Raw genomic sequence first — 20,853 nt, 5'->3', positions numbered from 1 at the left:
ACTTTTAATGCCTATATCCAATCGCTTGCCGGACGGGACGTGACCGTCATAGGGGGCCGGCGTCAGCAACTCACCGCTGATCCGCATGCTGTGCTCAGCCGGGGCGCGCGTAATCGTACGAGACCGTAATCCAATCCTGCCACGGGATGAGTGGGACGAACTAGGCATCGAGTTGCATGTAGAGGAAAGTTACCTAGATCAGGTTGGGGGAGATTTAGTGTTTCGCGGGAACCCCGAGACGTTCATATGAGTGAGGTAGGGAAAGGACTAATAAGTGTTGCTATCGAAATCTTGAAATAAATAGTTAAGGAATGCCGGAAAGTAGGATTAACGACCCCCCATGACTATCCGTTTAATACAAAAGATCAACTCGGACTGGACATGAAGTAGAAATCGTTGAAAAATTCATTATTGAAATTCTTGGTACTATTGATCAATAGAAAAAAGTTCCTTAGAAATATCCACGTCGTCAATATAAATCGGAAATTGAACGATGAAGATATTTATCGTTACTGCCGTACATCCTTTTCTGATATCGCGTAGGAATTGGGGATAAAAGGGTGGCTGTCCATATCATTTAATACGACAGGTCGTTAAGATTGGATTGTACTGGCGTCTTGATGCAGAATGATCGTTGTTTTGAATCCTGCGTTCCAGCCGCTATATACAATAACCCTAATTTCCGAAATACGCTTGGCGGTCAATATCTGAAAGAAGTGTGAGCTGACCGGGACGCCATTCGAAGCGTTCTTGGGTCAAAGCGCTGGAGGCAGGATTGTCCATCATCACGAAGTGCATCAGCCAATTAAAGTGATCAACCGCCTCCTCTGGAGATTTGCTGACTACAGGCACATTGAGGCGGCGGCCGATTAAGGCGGCAATATCGCGAAGCGCTACCCCTTCATCGCCAATCGCATGCAATCGGGTGCCGGCAGATGCAGATTCGAGCGCCAGTGGATAAAGTTTGGCTGCATCGAGCCGGTGCACAGCGGGCCAACGGTTCGTTCCATCGCCTACATAGGCGGAGACACCCGTTCTCCTTGCAACATCAATCAAAGTTGGGACCAATCCCTTGTCGCCGTCACCGTGGACGGATGCCGGAAGACGAACCACGGATGCGCGAACGCCTTGTGAAACCATGGCCAATGCAGTTTCTTCCGATGCGACGCGTGCGACTGAATGGGGATCGGCTGTATCCATCTCCGTACCCAGGCGTCCAGGTGTTAAGAGCGCAGTTACGGAAGTGACTACTAAGGGTCGGTCAGAACCGGCTAATGCCTCCCCGAGCGCTTTAACCACCTGGCTATCTTGATGGTTGGCCTCGGCGTAATCCCTAAAGTCATGAACAAACGCGGCATGGATCACCCCATCCGCTGCCGCCGTCCCGCTGCGCAGACTGTCGAGGTCATCTAGAGATCCGCGATGCACCGACACTCCAACTCCGGTGAGTGCCGCCGCCGCCGCTTCCGAGCGGGCAAGACCGACCACTTCATGTCCCGCTCCGATCAGTTCCCGCACTATGGCCGAACCAATAAAACCAGTTGCCCCTATAACAAAAACACGCATAATCTATTCCTCCCACAATGTAAGTAGCAACGCTATACGTCTATTGTAGTTCAGTCTCACCTGGGAGGTTTGCCTATTCCGCGCCGCTTTTTGCCTGATCCGTTGGAAAATGGGATAGTCCCGGTTCACCGCAGGAAGAATAACACCCGCACGCCTTGTGGCTGCGGGTAGAAGAGAAATCCTAAGCGAATCCACATCGCCTATGAAATGTTCTATCCCATTTGGTGCTTCAGTCGTGAGGAACTTGTTCTTGCTGCCGCCATCTGGCGATATCTCTGCTTGGCGAAATTCCAAAAAAACGGCTGTAATCACGGCTGAATTGAGAAATGCTTATATATCCAACCTGTCTGGCTGCCGTGCTGGCATTCCTTGAATCGGAAAACATAAGACGCCTTGCTTCATGCAGCCGGAGCGCTTTTTGGTATTGCAGTGGGCTCATGGAAGTGACGGATTTAAAATGCTCGTTAAACGAGGAAACACTCATATGCATCAAATCGGCTAAGTCTGTGACCTTCATCTGCTGGGAAAAGTTGGATCGGAGCCAGGCAATCGCTTTGGCGACTCGCTGCACGCCGGAATCAACGAAACCCATTTCAGCGACCTGTTTGCCAAAGGGACTTCGCAGGATACGTATCAAGATTTCATCCATCACAAGCGGAGCAATCCATTCCGTATCTCCAGGATCGGATAAGCAATCCAGAAGTCTGCTCACCGCCTTCATTATGCTTAAGCCGGTGTTCGCGGCGTACCCCGCACTCCGCTGACCAAGGGGGGGCAGCCCGTGAGCATATACTTTGAGGACAAGCTCGGAAATTCTTCTCGAGTCGAGATCCAGCCTGATACCAAGAAACGGCTCGGAAGGAGTGGCACTTGTAGTCTGCATGGTGACTGGCAAGGCAACGGGAAACAAGAGCATTTCTAATTTGTCCAAGGTGTATACTTGCTGACCAACCGTAATGACCTTTGTCCCTTGCACTGCAAATAATAGGGAAGGGGAATTGAAATCATTTACCGTGTCGGAATCGATCCGAGAAAAGCGGCTGATCAGCAATCCGGGAATGTGCTGTTTAAAAGCGCCGTCATAAGGGGCAAGGGCCAAAATCATTCGGGCCAGCCGGGATCTTTCCTCATCTAAGAGCCCTTTGCTCTGATTTGACACTTGCAGCGGTGAATCGGTTACGATGCGCATTCTTTCACCAACAACTCCTTATTCGGCTGTAATGGTGCTGATTTGATAAATATCTACCTGGGAAAGGTAGGGCTCTTTTGAGTGATAAGCTAGACTGGATTAGGATCAAAAAAACTTTAGTCCTCGGAAGTATTTCAACTGGCTGTAAACCCGTTTGAACATGTAAATATTAAATTAATCTCAAAACTTTTATGCAGGTATCACACTTCAAATTTCGTTTACCATAACTGCAGCCTTGCTTCCAAAACTCTAGCCATCTGTTCAACCATCTCTTCTGGCGTATATGGCATAGATTGGACGACCCACCACTCAATCAACCCCGTAATGGAAACGGATAAGAATTGCGCCAATACATCCCTGTGGATACCGGTTTCTAGCTTCATTTGGTTCACCACCAAGGTGATATTCGCTTCAATCATCTGTGTCATGCGGTGTCTGAACGTCGGAATACCTTTATTGGTAATCAAAACGCCATAGATTTCTGCATGCTCTTTCAGATACGTGAACGCACGAATCAGCAGTTCCCGAGACAGTTCATTGGTTGCCCCATCCTCCGGCACACAACTGTCAGCAAGCATCATCAGATACGTTTCCACGCTCTGTTCCAGCAGGTCATATTTGTCTGTAAAATGCAAATAGATCGTTCCGCGGTTGACATTGGCCCGATCCGCAATACCTTGAATGGTGACCCTCTCAAATTCCTGCTCTCCCAACAGCCCAATGAACGCTTGCATAATCATTTGTCTTGATCGCACGATGCGCCGATCCATGGTTTTCCCCTCTTTCCTGAACACATCCAGCATTCGTTGTTCATTTCTCAACAGAAACGAAAGCAATTAGCCATTGCACCTGCATCCGTTCCAATGATATCTTAATTGTAATGAACAGGTGATATATATTCAACAACTGTTAATTATAAAAGGAGGGATAATATTGAATATACTTGTGTACGGTGCAGGTGTGCAGGGAAGCTATCTGGCACATGTCCTAGTAAAGGGCGGTCATGACGTGACTGTGTTGGCAAGAGGAAAGAGAGCGGAGGAACTGGAAAAGGAGGGACTGGTCATTCGGCATTACCTTCAGCGCAAGACAACTGTTGATCGGGTTCGTGTAATTCGTAGACTAGATTCAGGTGACGCGTATGACTTGATCTTCGTTATGATGAAATATTCGGATTTCGGGGCTGTGCTACCGATCCTCGCAGAAAACGTTAGCCGTCATATCGTATTGGTCGGCAACAATATGAATACCTATGCCATGCAGGACCATTTGATTAAACATGGACAGTCGCCTAAACAGGTCGCTTTTGGATTCCAAGCTACCGCAGGTACACGTACCGACGGACGAGTCATTTGCATTCGTGGCAGCCATGGGGAGATGGTCATCGGGGGTCTGGACGGTCCCGTTCCGTTTCGCTCCCTGCTGGAGCAGGCATTCATGCGAACCAAGTACAAGCTCAGTTACCATGATCAGATCGATGCGTGGCTGAAAAACCACATGGTGCTGGTCGTGCCCATGAACATGGTCATTCTGTTCCATAGCTTCCAGATGAAACAGGTTGTCCGTGACGACAGGCGAATGCGTCAGTTAGTGGCGGCGATGAGAGAGGGCTTCCGTGTACTTGAATCATTGGGGTACCCGTTAACCCCTGCGAAGCAGGCGTCTTGGATTACCGGCTATCCAAACTTAATCCGCTGGGCGTTGAAGATCTTCTTCCTGCTTCCAGTTAGCCGGTTGATTGATGGGACAGCAGTTGAGCTCACAGCCTTGAATGAGGACTTTGCTGAATGGAGGGCAAGGTCGGATGTGCCTACACCAAATTGGAATGCGTTAGAGACAGATTGGCTTATTCATTCATAGTCACTGCTGCGTGAAGAGTGATGTCGGTGTCGGATGACAAGAACATATATGCTTAAAAATCACGAAACAGCGGCTTTTTTTGTTTTAACGATATAAGTTCTTGGCACAAGTCAGTGACTTATGAAATTTTTGAGATCATTAATGAAACGCTAGTGATTATTAATCAACTTTCAAAATTTGCACTTCTCCTTCAGTGAATGTTTTATCGGCATAACTATTTTTTGCAGGGTTCGAGATCAATTGAAAAACTTTGTAGCAAAATTTGCTGAAGCTTTTGGTAAGCCAGCTTTGAATTCATTGAGACATTCTTTTGCAACTCGTTACCATAAGGAGAACAACGACGTACCGAGATTGAAGAACCAGTGGGGGCATTCATCAATACAAACAACTATGATTTACACGCATATAACTGATGATGAAATGCAGAGTGCAATTAACAATATGGATAAGATATAGTAAATAAACATGTTGTTGTAGTTTAGTTCAATTTACGTATACTTTTTTGAACTTAAAGTTATTGCATTAGAAGAACTGTTCGTTCTAAACGGCATTATGCAATAACTTTAGGTTCAAGCAAAACGTTTAAGTTAAGAAGCATAGCAGCGGCTTATGTCGGATGACAAGAACAAATATGCTTAAAAGTCGCGTAGCAGCGGCTTTTTTTGTTTTAACGATATAAGTTCTTGTCACAAGTCAGTGACAAGAACTTATATCGTTTGCCGTATTGGGACAAGAACATATATTGTTTCCCGTAATTGAGGATCTTTCTCAAGACGAAAAGAGAACGATGTGAGTTAAGCGTTGAAAACGCGACGTCCAGGTAGTAACGCAGGTAACTTATAGGAATCGGTGAAGTCCGCAGAATCGCCTTTATAAATGCGGTATATTTGATGATACTTTCTAAGTTGAGGTGCTTATGGATCCTGGGTTTGACACTTATATCCAGTCAATGGCCGGTCGGAACATGAATACTTTCAACGGGTAACCTAATTATCTAAAAACTTAAAAAAGGTTTTCCTTGTATTGGTCAGCGAAATACCGAAGCGTTTCCGGCGACTGATGAAGGATAAAGTGCAGAAAGTTCACTTCACCATAGTTATTGGTACGTGCGCATGATTAATATCATCCTCACTCAGAACGTCAAGTACATCTTGTTTATGCCATAGTCCTTATTTATCAATAAAAGCTGTGTTTTTCCCTTCCGATGACCAATAGGAAAGGCACCAGCAAAAGCCATAACACCGTCTGGACAACGCCATGGAAGTTTAGGATAACGGGCCGATTTTCTGGAATTTTTGTTTTAGTAAATTAAAAATTTTGAGGCAGAGGTTTTACTAAAATTGGCTATAGCCTAATCAATTGAGTACTGTTGTTGTAATAGTTTTACCCTGTTAAAGTGCATGTGAAATATGACATAATTAGAAAACAAGCAGGCTATTTAATAAACAAATATTATTTATTGAAGGTGAAAAAATATGATATGCCCTTATTGTGCCAAAAATATTCACTTTGAAAGTTTAAAAGAAATGTCCTTTGAAATTGATCCAGAACATGGACGTGCCTTTGAAGGTGGATTTTGTCCTTCATGTTTCAGTTTAATTGTAATTAGTTACATCGGGGACTATAGATCCGGAGTAAATGGTGGTGAATACGTAATGCATGGAGGAGACGAGATCACGGTATACCCTCTCAACAAGAATAAGCTTATTGTTACAGAAGAGATACCACAGGAATATTTATCCGATTTTAACGAGGCGGTTAATGTTCTGTTTATCAGTCCGAAAGCGAGTGCAGCACTAAGTAGAAGGTGTCTACAGAATTTTTTGCATAATGAATTACAAATTAAGAAAAATAGTCTGGCGCAGGAAATTGATCAATTTATTAATTCTCAGCAAGTGCCGAGCTATATTATCGAAGCTGTGGATGCGATTCGAAATATAGGGAATTTTGCAGCGCATCCTTTAAAAGACACAAATACAGGTGAAATTATTGATGTTGAGCCTGGTGAAGCAGAGTGGTTGCTAGAAGTTTTGGAAATGTTATTTGATTTTTATTTTGTGTATCCTAAAAAGCTAGAAGTAAGGAAAAATGAACTGAACAAAAAGTTACAGAGACTAGGCAAACCTGTAATGAAATAGTGAAACTCGGGTAATTTTGAATAGGGTTGGGGGCGGTGTCGCTTTTCTTGACGCTTAGCACCTCATACATCTTTTGGAGAAAATCTGTGCTGCAGAAGACTCACTTTTATCGTGAATATATGAATGAAGATGATTTAGGAAGTCCAGAAATGAACTTCGCCGACATGCATGTAATTACGAAAATCATTAGTGAAGAATTCAAATATCTATCAAGCGAATTTTTACACCATATTTGTAGCCAAACTGAATTTCTAAAAAGTGCGATGTCGTTAAAGGCATTGCATTTTTATTTTTAAAGACAGTTAGAGCTGAACTATTTTCAAAAAGCGTAGCTAAGAACATGATTCATACAGACATATGTACAAAATACGGATTTTGTGAAGTAGATGTACTTGTTAACTTATGAACCATTCAACTACCTGCGATTCCATATTTACTACAATTTCTCCGTTAAATTCATTAGCATACATTTGAAAGACCTTTCAGTTCGCTCACTTATCGCACTGTTCCCCCAATTAATCTAATCGCCCGATAAACCAAACCTGCTCCACCAAATATATCGGTGAAAAATAAGAAGGAGCTGTCACGCCGTGACAAGCTCCTAGAAATCCAATTGGTCAACGTAAACCATATTCTTTTTTAGCGTCTCCTTAACTTGCGTTCTACTACTTTGAAAATGTGCTAAGTAAAAACGGCCATACGGAAATTTTCTCACGGCAGGATGGACATAATGTTCGTATTTCTTCATCTGCAAATGTATTTCGGTTTCTACAGAATTTGCGCACTTCAGCATTAAATGTAGAACATGTATTTGTGCTGTCCGTTGAACTTATAGGAAGCGATTTATTACTGCTGGCTAAACATTATAATTTACAATATAACTGTGCATTTCCGTATTGTAAAAGCCCTCGCTGTATTCGATCACCTCGCCCGTTTCGTCATAGGAATAACGCAATCTTTTCAATAAAGGGGTTTTCTCTTGCACGCGTAATTTCTCCTCTACAAGAGGAGAGGCAAATGCTACCGCAAAATGATCCCGATATTTCGCCAACGTGATTTCTTGCTCCTCAAGCCACTCGTACAGAGACTGAGCATTCAGTTCCCATTGATCGATTTCTCCTATACGCGTGGTCAAATAATGTGTGTAATGGGTATAGGGCACATTATTAAGGCTGTACAGACGTTCTATGCGAACGCACTGTGCTCCAAATAACTGATGCGGTTCCGTACCCTCTTCCGTCATGATCACTTCGACTTGCAACAATTGCTTCTGAACCTGATTGCCTTCTTCGACCAATAGCTCTGTAAACCGCTTCCATGTAGACAGCTTGGAAGTAGCCGTATTGCGTATAACCTTCGTCCTTTTGCCACTGCCCTTTTCCAGATAACCTTCTTGGCACAGTTCTTTGATGGCGTTGCGAATTGTAATCTTGCTGACTTCGAACTCCTTCTCTAATTGGGGCTCTGAAGGGATATTCGCCTTAATAGGATACACGCCATGCAGTATTCTATCCTTTAAAATATTTTTGATTTGCAAATACAAGGGCCTTTGATTCCGGGATAAGTTCACTTCTGCATCCACTACCTTTCTAAGTCCCTATTGAGCCCGACAAAGCCCGGTGTAGTTCACACTCCGATGACTTCGGAGATTCTCCCGCTCCGGGGGCGCGAATATGACTGCCGCCACAACATACTCCCGCTTGCGCTAATGACGCGTTAAAACCTCGTAATTAACATTCCATGTAAACACCATTCACAACGACCCCTTTGGCTTCTATGCTTCTATCGGCTGTCCACTTGACACCTTCGGAATCAACCAGTGTAATCGGATCGTTCCGAAGGGTGAATAAGGTTAAATTGGCAACGTCCCCAACTTGTATCCGGCCAAGCTCCGGTTTACCGAGCCAATTGGCCGCATGATCCGTAACAGCTGCAATCACTTCCTCTAGCGAATATCCCAAATAAAGAAATTTCGAGAGGACATTGGCCATATTATACACGGGTCCATTTAATCGGTTTCTACGGTAGATGTCCGTGCTAATCGTGTTTAAACCGATGCCATGCTGCTTTGCTGCCTCGGCAATTCTTAACGAAAAGCTTGCTGAACCATGCCCGACGTCCAAGTTTACGCCGCGTTCAATGGCATCCGCTAACACAGGAAGGGGATTGCCCTGATCATCGAAGAGATTATTCGGTTTCCCATTGAGATAGTGAGTGATAATATCTCCTTTCTCTAATAGAGGGACGATCTCCTCAATACTTGGCGGTGCGGAACCAATGTGCACCATTAACGGCAGTAATGTTTTATCGGAAAGAGCTCGCGCGATACGCAGAGGTTCAATGCCGCTTTCACCCACCACGCTTTTGCTGATTCGCGCTTTTAATCCCACTATGAAATCTTTGTGCTCTTTTACCGCTTGAATGACTTTTGACGTATCTATCCATTCCAGATTGGATAATTCATCGATTCTTTGCAAGCCTACTCGCGAAATGTTCAAAAAGGCGAATAGATTGGTTTGGGCATGCTGCTTGCTTGCGGCTAACTCGGCAATCCGGTCCGCCCCGCAGCTTCCCGCATCCACGATGGTCGTTACGCCCAGCTTAATTCCGATTTCATCGATTTCATCGCCGTAGGGTTGAAATTCGGGAAACGCATGGGCATGCATATCAATCCAACCGCTTGATATGTAAATCCCGGAGCAGTCTTTCACTTGTTTTCCTTGTCCACTCCCGGCTGTTGTTACCTCAGTAATTTTACCCTCTTCGATTACGACATCGATAGCTTCCCCACTCACACGCTTTACATTACGTAACACAAATGACTCTTGCTTCGGCTCATACATGAACTTCACCTTTTCCCTGGTTTTAGTTAAGAACGCTTGCAAACGATTATTTGTTATGGGTTCCCTAGGTATGTGCACGATCGCACTAAGCAAGTAAAATGATTATAACGTTATAATGTTAATGTAGCATATAGGAAGATTAAAGTAAATATAACGTGGTAACAAGCTGACTAAATATCCAAAAAGGTCGATTATAATACAAGTATTTATGGTTGAAAAAAATAGGACACTTACCTATGGTCTGTCCTAACTATAAAGGAGAAAAATTTTATGAGATGGGACCGGCAGTATCTGGAATTTGCGATGGAAGATCAAAAAGCCCGCAATATAATTGCGGACTTTTATATGGGGTTGGACAAATGAAGTCAACGCAACACTCTATGACATAGGATCGCTCATTTGTTCCCGCTGGAATGCCAATTGATTTAGGTGCTGCATGCAATGTCCCAGGCTTTACGATGATTATCACAATAGCGTTTTCTAAATTGTTTTGAAATACAAGTGAGTCTAAAATAGTTTTTTTAATGCGGCGCCGTATATTCTTCAAGCTCGGATGCCGGATCGAATTTCTCTTTACTCATGAAAAATGCCGCCATAAGCGCAATAACTGCCGGTATAATCGCCCAAGCAAACGTTTGAACAAGTGACGAAGACAACGCTTCGGTAATCTTGTCAAGTATTTGAGCCGGAATCTGGCCGCGAGTCTCCGGTGTTAAGATTTTACTTGGATCGCTGAGATTAAGATTTTCCGGCGTTTGTCCCCCGCTTCCGAACATCGCACCTAATTTATTCGTAAACAGATGACTTTGAATGATGCCGAAAACTGTAATTCCCAATGTCATTCCAAGTTCCCGTGTAAAGCTGAGCGTAGAACTTGCGGATCCCCGCTGTTTTGCTGTAAAACCATGGATCGCGGCGTTGCTCAGTACGGAGAATGACGAGCCAATCCCCAGACCGACCAGAATCATGAGAATGGTGACCATGAAGCGCGAAGAACCGGTCGTGAGTGTCGTAAGCAGAGCCATACCGGCAACAAGAAGCGCCAACGTTGCGATCATGATGGAACGGTAGGTAAACTTGGAAAGCAAGAATCCTCCGCCCGCAGCGGTGATGACCGATCCGACCATCATGGGCAGCAGAACAAGTCCCGAGCTGGTTGCCGTGCCGCCAAATACACCTTGGATAAAAATTGGAATATAGACGGAAGCCGTAATAAAAGCGGCACCGCTAAATACAGCCATGATGTTACTGGTTGAATAAAGACGGTTTTTGAACATACCGAATGTAAGGATAGGTTCTTGCGCACGTCGTTCGATGAATATAAAAGCAACGATAAGGACTGCAAAAGCAGCGAACAACCCCGTAATCATGCCGGAGTTCCAAGCATATTCCTTGCCGCCGAGCTCAAGGGCAAACATCAGGCAAAGGATTGAAGCAACCAGCGTAACCGCGCCAAGGTAATCGATTTTTTGCTTGGTATGCTCGACAGACTCTTTGTAGAAAAAAGCGATCATGAAGAATGCCACAATTCCTACAGGCAAATTGATATAGAAAATCCACGACCAATTGATATAGTCCGTAATATACGCGCCGATAAGAGGTCCGAAAATACTGGAAATTCCGTATGCGGCGCCGAATAACCCGCCGATTTTGCCCCGTTTTTCCGGAGCGACCACATCGAACATGATTGTAAATGCGATCGGCACGAGAGCCCCGCCGCCAATCCCCTGTACAGCGCGGTAAATACTCAGCTCAATGATGGAATCTGCCGTGCCGCACAAGGCGGAACCGATCATAAATACGATCATACCGAAGATAAAGAAACGCTTGCGCCCATACATATCCGATAATTTGCCGAAAATCGGCATCCCGGCCATCTCGGCTACCATATAGGCGGATGTCACCCACATCAGCTTATCAAAGCCGCCCAGGTCTCCTACAATGGTCCCGATTGCGGTGGCCACGATGGTATTATCCATCGAAGCCATTAATGTGGCTAGCAGCAGCGCCGCTATGATCAAACCTGCCTTATTTTTCTTTGCCATCGCCTCTGGTTTCCCCACCTTCTCTGTTACTATGCCCGTTTTATAGTTAAATCCCCTCGGATAAAACCCGCTTCAAGAACAGGCCCGTATAGGAAGCCGGCACATCGGCCACCTGTTCCGGCGTACCTTGCGCTACGAGCCGGCCTCCGGCTGCGCCGCCTTCCGGTCCGATATCGATTACCCAGTCGGATTCCCGGATCAGTTCCAGGCTGTGTTCGACCACCACAACGGTGTTTCCCGTATCGACCAGCTTATTGAGCAGAACATGAAGCTGTCTGATGTCAGTGGGATGAAGACCGGTCGTCGGCTCATCCAATAGATAGAGTGTGTGGTTTTTGGACGGTTTGCTCAATTCTTTCGCCAGTCGGATCCGCTGTCCCTCACCGCCAGACAACGTTTTAACCGATTGGCCCCATTTCAGGTAACCGAGCCCTACCTCACACAGCATGGTGATGATGCCTGCCATTTTAGTCTCCGTCTGGAGAATCGGCAGACTTTCCTGAACGGACATATTCAGCAAATCCGAAATGGACAGGCCTTTATATTGAACCTGGAGTACCTCTTCCGTAAACCGTCTTCCCTTGCAGTCGTGGCACTTTACTTCAAGATCGGGCAGGAAATTCATATCTACGGACAGCACGCCCAGCCCTTGACATGTCTCGCAGCGTCCCCCAGGTGTATTAAATGAAAAATGCTTGGAGGTCAGCTTTCTTTCCTTAGCTTCCGGTAAGCCCGCAAACAGCTGCCGCAAGTGGGTAAACACATCCGTGTAGGTCGCGACATTCGAGCGCTGGACTCTCCCCATCGGCGTTTGGTCGAAGATTACAATGTTCCCAACATGCCCCATGCCTGTTATTTCCTTGCATCCCGTCTTCTCCGGACCGTCCTGACCTCCTTGGGCAAGGATATCGAAGACGAGCGTGGATTTACCCGAACCGGAAACTCCCGTTACGGACACCAGGCTTCCAAGCGGAAAGGAAACTTCCGGGATTCGGATATTGCGGAGCTGAGCTTCCCGGATCGTGATCTGCTGTCCGTTTCCTTTTCTTCGTACACGTATGGGGGCCGGGAGACTTTCTTCTCTCAGGTAAGCTCCCGTAACCGAAAGCTCGCTTGCCATCAAATCTTCCAGGCTTCCTTCGCCGACAACAGTTCCCCCATATAGTCCGGCTCCCGGACCGATATCGATCAGATGATCGGCAGCGCGCATCATTTCGATATCGTGCTCGATAACGAGTACGGTGTTTCCCAGGTCGCGCAGCTCCTGAAGCACCCGGATGAGGCCGGCCGTATCCCGCGGATGAAGACCGGTCGTCGGTTCATCCAGGATGTACAGCACGCCGGTCAGGCCGGAGCCAAGCAATGAGGCGAGCCGAAGCCGCTGCGCTTCTCCGCCGGACAGCGTTACGGTCTGCCGGTTCATGGAAAGATAGCCGAGCCCCACATCTATAATCCGTTTCAGCCGTGTAGGCATATCGTGCAGAATCGGCTCCAGCAGATGAAGACCTTCGGCAGGGAGAACAGCCTGCAGTCCTTCCGTCCATGTGTAGACCTCGCCCAGCGACCAGTCCGAAACTTCAGAGATAGACGCGCCGGCTACCCGCACGAGCCGGATTTCTTTTTTCAGGCGGGCTCCATGACATTCCGGGCAAAGCTGCTCACGGAAAAACCCGCCGTCTTTCTCCTGGGCGCCGGACTCCCCTTCCTTCTCCTTATAACGCCGCCATAAACCGGGAATGACTCCTTCGAATTTTGTGCCTTGGACTGGCTTAACGTTCGGGAAGTGACGCTTGAATGCTTCGCTTTCCACTCCGTAATACAGCAGGTCGCGCTGAATATCACCGTAGTCTTTTAAAAGCTGGTCCGGATCAAATTCAAATCCGTAATGCTTACCGGCCGCCACCAGAATACGGATTTGGATGTCGCGATGAACACCGTTTAGTGAAGCGACTCCCCCGCCGCGCAGACTGAGTTCCGGATTGAAAACGGCTGCTTCATGGATGTTCGCCACATGTCCAAGGCCTCCGCAAGCTTCACAGGCTCCTTCCGGCTTGTTGAAAGAGAAGTGCGGCATCCCCAGCTTTTCGAGTTCAGCATCGCAGTGCGGACAGTAGATCGACTGGGGATTCAGATCCTCGTCTTCCTCCACTAGCTGCCCCGACGGTTCGAATGAAGGCGGAATACTGCCGCTGCATGACGGGCATACCCGCTCCCCAAGTCTGGAAAAGATAAAACGGACATACGTGTAAATGTCTGTCACCGTACCGACCGTCGAGCGCGGATTACGGTTTGTAACATGCTGTCCGACGCTGATAGACGGGGACAATCCCGCAATGGAATCAACTTTCGGCTTGCCGATCGAATCCGACGTCAATCCCATGGAATCCATATACTGTCTCTGGCACTCCCTCTGAAGCGTGTCCATAGCCAGCGTCGATTTGCCGGAGCCGGACGGACCCGTCAGGACAACCAGTTTGTATTTCGGAATCGAAAGCGAGACGCTTTTCAGGTTATTCTCTCTCGCACCTTTAATCACGATGCTGTCTTTCATAAAGAAACCTCCTCATCCAACTTGATTGGAATGTATCGTTATAAGGTTTACCTAGCACGGGAATCGGCTTTGCAAACGAGTCATGATTCCGATACTATAATGAATAGGGTTAATCATACGACGATCTAGTATCTTGATTGTGTATTATCTCATAAATCTAATATCTCGTTCATCGAGATATATACATCTTAAAAGGAGGGTTTTCTATTGTCAAGCGACCGGAAAGATCAACCAACCGAGCTTCAGGAAAATTTCACCCTGCGTATGCGCGGATTAGGAACCCGAACCGTTCTGTACCAGCAAAATGTAGCGGCCCGTCTGGGTTTGTACAATAATGATTTTCTATCCATAGATATCCTGCACGAAAAAGGCCCTATCACCGCCGGTGAACTGTCGAAATTAACCGGACTTGCAACGGGCAGTGTTACGGCTCTGATTGACCGTTTGGAGAAAAACGGTTTTGTCCGCAGGCAAATGGACCCGAACGACCGCCGCAAGGTCATTATTGTCCCTTTGTATGAAGACAAAGAAGAGGTCAGCAGTACGTACCTCCCCCTTCACGATGCGATGGTTAACCTCGCCGCCTCCTATACGGATGAAGAGCTTGAATTCATTAACCGATTCTTAACGAAGGCAAGTACGGTCCTGGAGGAGCAAATTCAGCACTTGAGCTCCGAAACTCGCGGCAAATCTCCTTCTTGAACGTGTCAGTTGAAAATAAAAAGGATGGTGTTCCGGATCGTTAAGCTTAATCCGGGAACCATCCTATTTGTGGGTACCCCCTCCTGCCGAAAACTCGTGCATCTTCTTGAACGTTTCTTCCTCGAGGTCAATCCTTATAGTTCCCTTTTACTCGTACCATAATATATATTATGTAAACAAAAACTCTTTTCACTTTCACCTCACGAAAACCTGAACTTTTCTCCGCTATGCAGCCGCAAAAAAAGACGCCCGTTAAAACGGACGTCCTCCATATCCGATCAAGCGCTCGCTCTTCTGAGCAGCACATAAGAAGCCGCGGCGAATATCAATGTCACGGGAAACAGCCAAACCGCTAATTGTACGGCCGTATGCCCGGCTATCCAACTGAAAATCGCACCCCACCATCCGTTGGCGGTACTAAGAAAAGCCAGTATCGTAATTACCAGGAAAAGAGCCGCCATCAGGATGAATGTACCTTTTCCTCCGAATTTACGCTGAAAGCTCCCGATCACAAAACCGGTAAATAGATTGTAGATAAGCAGGCTAAAGAAAATAATGAACTGCGCCAAGATCGTTCCGTCGCTCAAATAAGGTAAATGAAAAAAATGCAGATTGCTTCCCCAATTGCCGGTCCATACCTCCATACAGGATAACAGAAGTACCAGCAGAGCGCTCAGGACGGACACACCTGCAAACATGAGCAGAGTACCCAGGTAATAGTCGGTACGCCGTACACTGAATCCAAGCGCAAAAGGAAACGTCTGTGCGGCGGTGAGAATACCTCCGATAAACAGGCAGACAAAGATGGAGGCCAAGCCGCCGGTATAGATCTCAACGCCTCCCGTCAACCGGCTCACGAGGTAATTAACGAGAAAATTCCCCAGTAGGATCCCGCCGGGAACATACAGCCATAGCACCTTATTCCGATAATGTATACTCATAATTCCGGACAAACGCTGCAAATTCATGACCCGTTCACCACTTTCTCTTCGAGATTGGTCTTCGTCAGGTAAATGATCAGCTGCTGCAGGGAAACCGGTGCAATTTCAAGCCCCATGTCTGTGGCCAGCAGCTTAGCCCTGGATTCGGAATCCCCCATAACCGTGACGGAAAGCATAGACGCGAACGGTTCCCGGTGGATCACTTCTTTTCCTTGTACGAAAGATTCAACGCTGGCAGCCGGGCCGATCACGGTATAAGCCATTCCACGCAGTTCTTCCGTTTCGGCGTCCAGAATCAGTTTGCCGCTGTCAATGACAAGGACGTGCTCCAACAGCCGGCTTACCTCGTCGATCAGATGTGTGGATAAAATGATCGTGCGCGGATACCTCGTATAGTCCTCGATTAACCGGTCGTAGAAAAGACTCCGCGCCACGGCATCCAGGCCTAAATAAGGCTCGTCGAAAATAGTAAGCGGCGAGCGGCTGGCAAGCCCGACTACAACGCCGACCGAGGAAAGCATTCCTCTGGAAAGCTTTTTGACGTTCCGCTTAAGCGGGAGTCTGAAGTCCCGGATCAGCGCCCCCGCGTAATCGCCGTCCCAATTCGGAAAAACAGCTTCCGCGACTTTTAACACATCCGCTACCCGAAAGTTATCGGGGTATTTCTGGCTTTCTTTGATAAAGCAGATCCGCTTCATTACGTCGTAATTTTCATAGGGATGCTGTCCGAACACTTTCAGCTCCCCGCTGGTAGGAAACATTTGCGCGGTAACCATTTGCATGACCGTCGTTTTGCCCGCCCCGTTTCTTCCGAGCAGACCGTAAATTTTGTCCGGTTCTATGGAAAAACTGATCCCGTCGACCGCTGTAACCTCATTGAATGTTTTCGTAAGCCGGTTGACTTCCACTACAACTTCTTTCATCCGCTTCTATCCCCTTTCCGGATCATCTCGATCAACTGCTCGCTTGTAATACCGAGTTTCTCTGCTTCTTGAACCATCGAGACAACGAATTGCTCGTAAAATTGAGTTTTCCGCTTCTCCATCAATCCTTGTCGTGCTCCCTCAGCAACGAACATGCCGATCCCCCGCTTCTTGTATAAAATGCCTTGGTCCACCAGCAAGTTAACACCTTTGGCCGCCGTTGCCGGATTAATCTGGTAGAACGATGCGAATTGATTGGTCGAAGGAACCTGGGTTTCCTCTGGCAGCCGCTGCTCAATGATGTCATCTTCGATCTTTTCCGCGATTTGCATAAATATAGGACGGCTGTCATCAATTCTGAACGACACTTTTATCACCACTTTCATGTACAAACTTTGCTGGTTAGTTACTCATGTAATTAACCATACAAGAGAAGAGGCACCCCGTCAATAGGCGCCTGTTATTTTTCGCAATGAAGATACATAATATTTATTATGTAATCTATATAATAAAACACTTTCTCATACGCAAAAAAACCGCCCGAAGGCGGCTTATACACGTTTATTATCCGAGGTCTACGTTGTGATAAACCTGCTGGACATCTTCCAGGTCTTCCAGAACATCGATCAATTTCTCAAACTGGGCCTGCGCATCTTCCGGCAGTTCCAGATCGTTTTGCGCGAGCATCGTTAATTCGGCTACGGTGAATTCGGTGATTCCCGCGTTTTTGAACGCTTCTTGTACCGCATGGAACTGGTCGGATTCCGCATAAACGATAACGGTATCTTCTTCCTCGATGATGTCGCGGACATCCAAATCGGCCTCCATCAGAAGCTCCAGCACTTCTTCGGAAGACTTGCCCTGAACGCCGAAAACAGCCGTCGGATCGAACATATAGGTAACCGAGCCGCTGACGCCCATGCTGCCTCCGTTTTTGTTAAAAGCGGAGCGTACTTCCGAAGCGGTCCGGTTTACGTTGTTGGTCAGCGCATCGACAATCACCATCGAGCCGTTGGGCCCGAAACCTTCGTAACGAAGCGTGTCGTAGCTTTCTTCTCCTCCGCCTTTCGCTTTTTCGATCGCACGGTCGATAATCGCTTTCGGCACCATGTATGTTTTTGCACGCTCAAGAACGACCTTCAGAGCACGATTGGATTCCGGATCAGGCTCGCCCTGCTTGGCAGCCACGTAAATCTCACGGCCGAATTTCGCGTAAATCCGGCTTGTGCTTGCGTCTTTCGACGCTTTTTTCTCTTTTATATTGTTCCACTTACGGCCCATTAATGATCCCACTCACTTTCAGAAAAGTATTTACCGAGGATGGCAGCGGTGGAAGTCGATCTTCCGCCCTAGCAAGTGCTGCCTCTATTATAACGTGTATATTATATATCTAATGGGACCTCTTGAACAAGTTCGAATCCTTTCAAAATCGTCTGCAGCCCGCTCCGCCGCTGTATTGAAAACACAAAAACCCGCCGAAAACGCGGGTTTTTCTCTTGCGCTATAGAATCGGAGAAACCAGACGCGCTACCGATTCCTTGATACGGTCCATGAGAGACCGGGCTTTGTACATATCGGGCGTAAACTGCGAGCAGTGCAGCATGTCCTCCTCGAAAATAAGCCTCTGCCGCGTAGCGGTCCGGGTGTCGAACAGAAAAGCATTGACTTCAAAATTCAGCTTAAAGCTGCGCATATCGAGATTGGCCGTCCCGACTGAAGCGACTTTGCCGTCGATAACGATAGTTTTGGCATGGAGGAATCCTTTCTCGTACAAGTACCCTTTCACACCCAAATTGAGCAGTTCTCCCAGATAGGATTTGGTGGCCCAGTAAACCATTTTGTGATCGGGAATCGACGGGATCATGATCCGGATATCCACGCCCGACAGCGCGGCCATTTTCAAAGCGGTCAGAAGGCTCTCGTCCGGCACGAAATAAGGAGTTTGGATAAAAATGCTTTCTTTGGCCGCATAAATCATTTTCAAATATCCGTTACGGATTTGTTCCAGCTCATTATCGGGACCGCTTGATACGATCTGGATGCCTACCGATCCCTGATGTTTGATTAAAGGATAGTAGCGCGGTACCGCCTTGAGGTAGTGAGAAGACGCCAGGTTCCAGTCCATAAAGAACTGGGCCTGCATCTGCAGAACGGCGCTGCCCGTTACTTTCAGGTGTGTATCGCGCCAGTCGCCGAACCGCTCGTTGATGCCGAGGTATTCGTCGCCGATATTAAATCCGCCGATATAGCCGGTCATGCCGTCAATGATCGCAAGCTTCCGGTGATTCCGGTAATTGACGCGGAAATTCAGGTACGGAATACGGGACGGGAAGAAAATAGCCACTTCTCCGCCCGCATCCAGCAGCGGCTTGTAAAACTGGCGGGGCAGCCAAGAACTGCCGATATCGTCGAATAGAAAGCGGACCTCGACGCCTTCTTTCGCTTTCTCCGCAAGCGCCTCGATCATTCTGCGCCCGAGCCGGTCGTCTTTGACGATGTAATACATCAGGTGAACGTGGCTCTGAGCTTCTTTAATCGATGCTAGCAGAGAGGCGAACTTGTCGTTGCCGTCCGTAAAAATTTCGACTTCGTTGTCCTGGGTATAAACCGCGGAACTGCTGGTCAAGTTCATATAAATGAGATCCTGATAATCGGCCATAACCGGATCCTTGTATCTCACTTGGCTTTCACGGAAGCCTCTGCGCTGGGATTCGATCAGATTGTCGATATCTTTCTGATTAAATTCCTTCAGCTTGTAAATTTTGCGCCGGCTCATGTTCTGTCCGAAGATCAAATAAAGGATAAATCCTATTCCGGGCAAAAAAATCAGAACCATCACCCAAGCCCACGTAACGCTCGCGTTCCTCTTCTCCATAAACACGACAGCTAGAGCAAACAAAAAGTTCAATAGAGGAACAAAAGAATAAAGTTTCATCAAGATGTCCAAAGATGCGTACCTCCGTTTAACTAAGAGATCCGGGAATATTTTGGTTGCCGGTCCCTTTCATGATCATACATCATTTTGGATGAAATCGAAAAGTTTATCCCGGTTTCTTTTCGAATAAATTGTCGTATGCGGGAGATTCTTGACGTTCGCACCTGTAAACATGCTAAAATAACATGTCGAAGGTCACAATTTTTGTGGAAAGGTGCGGACCGCCATGCGAACAGAAGATCAAGTCCAAAGAAAGTTAACGGAGTTAAATAAACAGAAACAATCGGTGCAGGAACGCCTGAACAGCGACCCGGAGAACGATTTCCTGAAAGCGCAGCTGGAGAAATTGGACGATATGACGCTGATGCTGGAATGGGTGCTAAACGCGCCGACAGGCAGCTATCATAGTTAATCCCCTTAACTAAAAAAGAACGGGCGTATGCTGCGCCTGTTCTTTTTTTCAATGATCCGAATTAATATGTAACACATAGCCTCTAGCCCCAAAGCCCGAGGACCTCCATATGATTGTACTCTATTATTTAGATAAAAATTGAGATTATAAGGAGAATAAGAAGATGAGTAAGCCTGTAATGAACGTAGCATTGGTATGCGGACCTGATTGCGATATGGAAGTCCAAGCAATCCGAAGCACTCTGGAGTATTTTGGTGCAAGAGTTTTTACTTATTGGATTGGCAGACCGAATGATCTGATTGATCTTATATCCGGTAAGGACCTGTATCCGAATACGGATTTGATCATTCTTTGCTTCCATGGCGATGAAGGCCAATTTATCATGCCAGAGCTGGGCGAAAGTATCTATGAACCGGGAGAACCCAAAGGTAACTTTGGGCCGGAGGAGATCAGACGATTTGCCAAGCTGGCAGGGAAAACAGTAATCGGCACCGGATGCTCAGTAGGAAAACCAGAGACGGCACGAGCATTTCTCGACAGTGGTTGCGAAGTCTATATCGGGCCAAATGATTATCCGGATGGAAATGACGCGCTCATGTTTGTTTTGAGGCTTTTCTACGACCTCATTCAGAATAAACGAAGCGTCAAGGAAGCTTTCCAAAACGCCAAGTCTCTGGACGCGGAGATGGACATGTATCAGCTATATGAGAATGGGCAGCAATCTAGTAGGAAATGACCTTACGAAGCA

Annotated in this window: 18 protein-coding genes; 6 read left to right on the top strand and 12 right to left on the bottom strand. The window is 46.8% G+C overall.

Going from position 1 to position 20,853, the window contains the following annotated elements; all coding sequences use genetic code 11:
• Positions 1-675 precede the first annotated feature (675 nt).
• From HMPREF1207_RS26950 to HMPREF1207_RS26940, 3 genes are all read right to left on the bottom strand, one after another.
• On the bottom strand, positions 676-1,566 hold the full coding sequence (locus HMPREF1207_RS26950; protein WP_009673848.1) for an SDR family oxidoreductase: 891 nt from the start codon (positions 1,564-1,566) through the stop codon (positions 676-678).
• 229 nt (positions 1,567-1,795) lie between these two features.
• Positions 1,796-2,755: an AraC family transcriptional regulator gene (locus HMPREF1207_RS26945; protein ID WP_009673772.1), complete on the bottom strand. Its 960-nt coding sequence runs from the start codon at positions 2,753-2,755 to the stop codon at positions 1,796-1,798.
• A 218-nt stretch (positions 2,756-2,973) separates the two neighbouring features.
• The gene (locus HMPREF1207_RS26940) at positions 2,974-3,525 is read right to left on the bottom strand and encodes a TetR/AcrR family transcriptional regulator (protein WP_016424182.1); all 552 of its coding nucleotides are present in this window, start codon (positions 3,523-3,525) and stop codon (positions 2,974-2,976) included.
• A gap of 163 nt (positions 3,526-3,688) precedes the next feature.
• Between HMPREF1207_RS26940 and HMPREF1207_RS26935 the strand changes: the two genes are divergently transcribed.
• The 3 genes from HMPREF1207_RS26935 (at position 3,689) to HMPREF1207_RS26930 (ending at position 6,753) form a co-directional block, all read left to right on the top strand.
• A complete protein-coding gene (locus tag HMPREF1207_RS26935; RefSeq protein ID WP_009673891.1) occupies positions 3,689-4,615 on the top strand; it encodes a ketopantoate reductase family protein in 927 nt (308 codons plus the stop codon).
• Positions 4,616-4,792: 177 nt separating this feature from the next.
• Complete coding sequence (locus HMPREF1207_RS28965) at positions 4,793-5,071, top strand: tyrosine-type recombinase/integrase (protein ID WP_370866951.1); 279 nt, start codon at positions 4,793-4,795, stop codon at positions 5,069-5,071.
• 1,019 nt (positions 5,072-6,090) lie between these two features.
• A complete protein-coding gene (locus HMPREF1207_RS26930) occupies positions 6,091-6,753 on the top strand; it encodes a DUF4145 domain-containing protein (protein ID WP_009673693.1) in 663 nt (220 codons plus the stop codon).
• An 856-nt stretch (positions 6,754-7,609) separates the two neighbouring features.
• Here the strand turns inward: HMPREF1207_RS26930 and HMPREF1207_RS26925 are convergent.
• The 4 genes from HMPREF1207_RS26925 to uvrA all read right to left on the bottom strand — a co-directional run bounded on the left by HMPREF1207_RS26925 (position 7,610) and on the right by uvrA (position 14,192).
• Positions 7,610-8,323, bottom strand: coding sequence for a GntR family transcriptional regulator (locus tag HMPREF1207_RS26925; RefSeq protein ID WP_016424179.1), 714 nt, complete (start codon positions 8,321-8,323; stop codon positions 7,610-7,612).
• A gap of 160 nt (positions 8,324-8,483) precedes the next feature.
• A complete protein-coding gene (locus HMPREF1207_RS26920) occupies positions 8,484-9,596 on the bottom strand; it encodes an amidohydrolase/deacetylase family metallohydrolase (RefSeq protein WP_009673809.1) in 1,113 nt (370 codons plus the stop codon).
• Between the two features lie 521 nt (positions 9,597-10,117).
• Positions 10,118-11,641 carry an MDR family MFS transporter gene (locus HMPREF1207_RS26915; protein WP_009673704.1) on the bottom strand — a complete coding sequence of 508 codons (1,524 nt, stop codon included), beginning with the start codon at positions 11,639-11,641 and terminating at the stop codon, positions 10,118-10,120.
• A gap of 46 nt (positions 11,642-11,687) precedes the next feature.
• Positions 11,688-14,192 (bottom strand): excinuclease ABC subunit UvrA, encoded by a 2,505-nt coding sequence (uvrA, locus tag HMPREF1207_RS26910; RefSeq protein WP_009673690.1) that lies wholly within the window; start codon positions 14,190-14,192, stop codon positions 11,688-11,690.
• Positions 14,193-14,456: 264 nt separating this feature from the next.
• Here uvrA and HMPREF1207_RS26905 point away from each other — a divergent pair, with 264 nt between their 5' ends.
• Entirely contained in the window at positions 14,457-14,894 is a 438-nt protein-coding gene (locus tag HMPREF1207_RS26905) for a MarR family transcriptional regulator (protein WP_231392186.1), read from the top strand.
• A 278-nt stretch (positions 14,895-15,172) separates the two neighbouring features.
• On the opposite strand, the gene HMPREF1207_RS26900 is transcribed toward HMPREF1207_RS26905, so the two are convergent.
• The 5 genes from HMPREF1207_RS26900 to cls form a co-directional block, all read right to left on the bottom strand.
• A complete protein-coding gene (locus HMPREF1207_RS26900) occupies positions 15,173-15,862 on the bottom strand; it encodes a hypothetical protein (protein WP_009673618.1) in 690 nt (229 codons plus the stop codon).
• Positions 15,859-16,758, bottom strand: a complete 900-nt coding sequence (locus HMPREF1207_RS26895; protein ID WP_009673816.1) for an ABC transporter ATP-binding protein — start codon at positions 16,756-16,758, stop codon at positions 15,859-15,861. Before HMPREF1207_RS26895 ends, HMPREF1207_RS26900 begins: the two co-directional genes overlap by 4 nt.
• Entirely contained in the window at positions 16,755-17,144 is a 390-nt protein-coding gene (locus tag HMPREF1207_RS26890; RefSeq protein WP_016424177.1) for a GntR family transcriptional regulator, read from the bottom strand. Before HMPREF1207_RS26890 ends, HMPREF1207_RS26895 begins: the two co-directional genes overlap by 4 nt.
• 178 nt (positions 17,145-17,322) lie before the next feature.
• Positions 17,323-18,039 carry a YebC/PmpR family DNA-binding transcriptional regulator gene (locus tag HMPREF1207_RS26885; protein WP_009673580.1) on the bottom strand — a complete coding sequence of 239 codons (717 nt, stop codon included), beginning with the start codon at positions 18,037-18,039 and terminating at the stop codon, positions 17,323-17,325.
• 220 nt (positions 18,040-18,259) lie between these two features.
• A complete protein-coding gene (gene cls, locus HMPREF1207_RS26880) occupies positions 18,260-19,705 on the bottom strand; it encodes a cardiolipin synthase (protein ID WP_009673867.1) in 1,446 nt (481 codons plus the stop codon).
• A gap of 214 nt (positions 19,706-19,919) precedes the next feature.
• Here cls and HMPREF1207_RS26875 point away from each other — a divergent pair, with 214 nt between their 5' ends.
• Together HMPREF1207_RS26875 and HMPREF1207_RS26870 are read left to right on the top strand one after the other, a co-directional pair.
• Positions 19,920-20,105 (top strand): hypothetical protein, encoded by a 186-nt coding sequence (locus HMPREF1207_RS26875; RefSeq protein ID WP_009673626.1) that lies wholly within the window; start codon positions 19,920-19,922, stop codon positions 20,103-20,105.
• A 163-nt stretch (positions 20,106-20,268) separates the two neighbouring features.
• Positions 20,269-20,841 (top strand): hypothetical protein, encoded by a 573-nt coding sequence (locus HMPREF1207_RS26870; protein ID WP_009673733.1) that lies wholly within the window; start codon positions 20,269-20,271, stop codon positions 20,839-20,841.
• The last annotated feature ends 12 nt before the right edge of the window (positions 20,842-20,853 follow it).

Origin of the sequence: Paenibacillus sp. HGH0039, from assembly GCF_000411255.1 — a bacterium.
Lineage (GTDB): Bacteria > Bacillota > Bacilli > Paenibacillales > NBRC-103111 > Paenibacillus_F.
The sequence above is the reverse complement of the archived record's forward strand: the minus strand, read 5'-3'. Positions and strand labels throughout refer to the sequence as shown.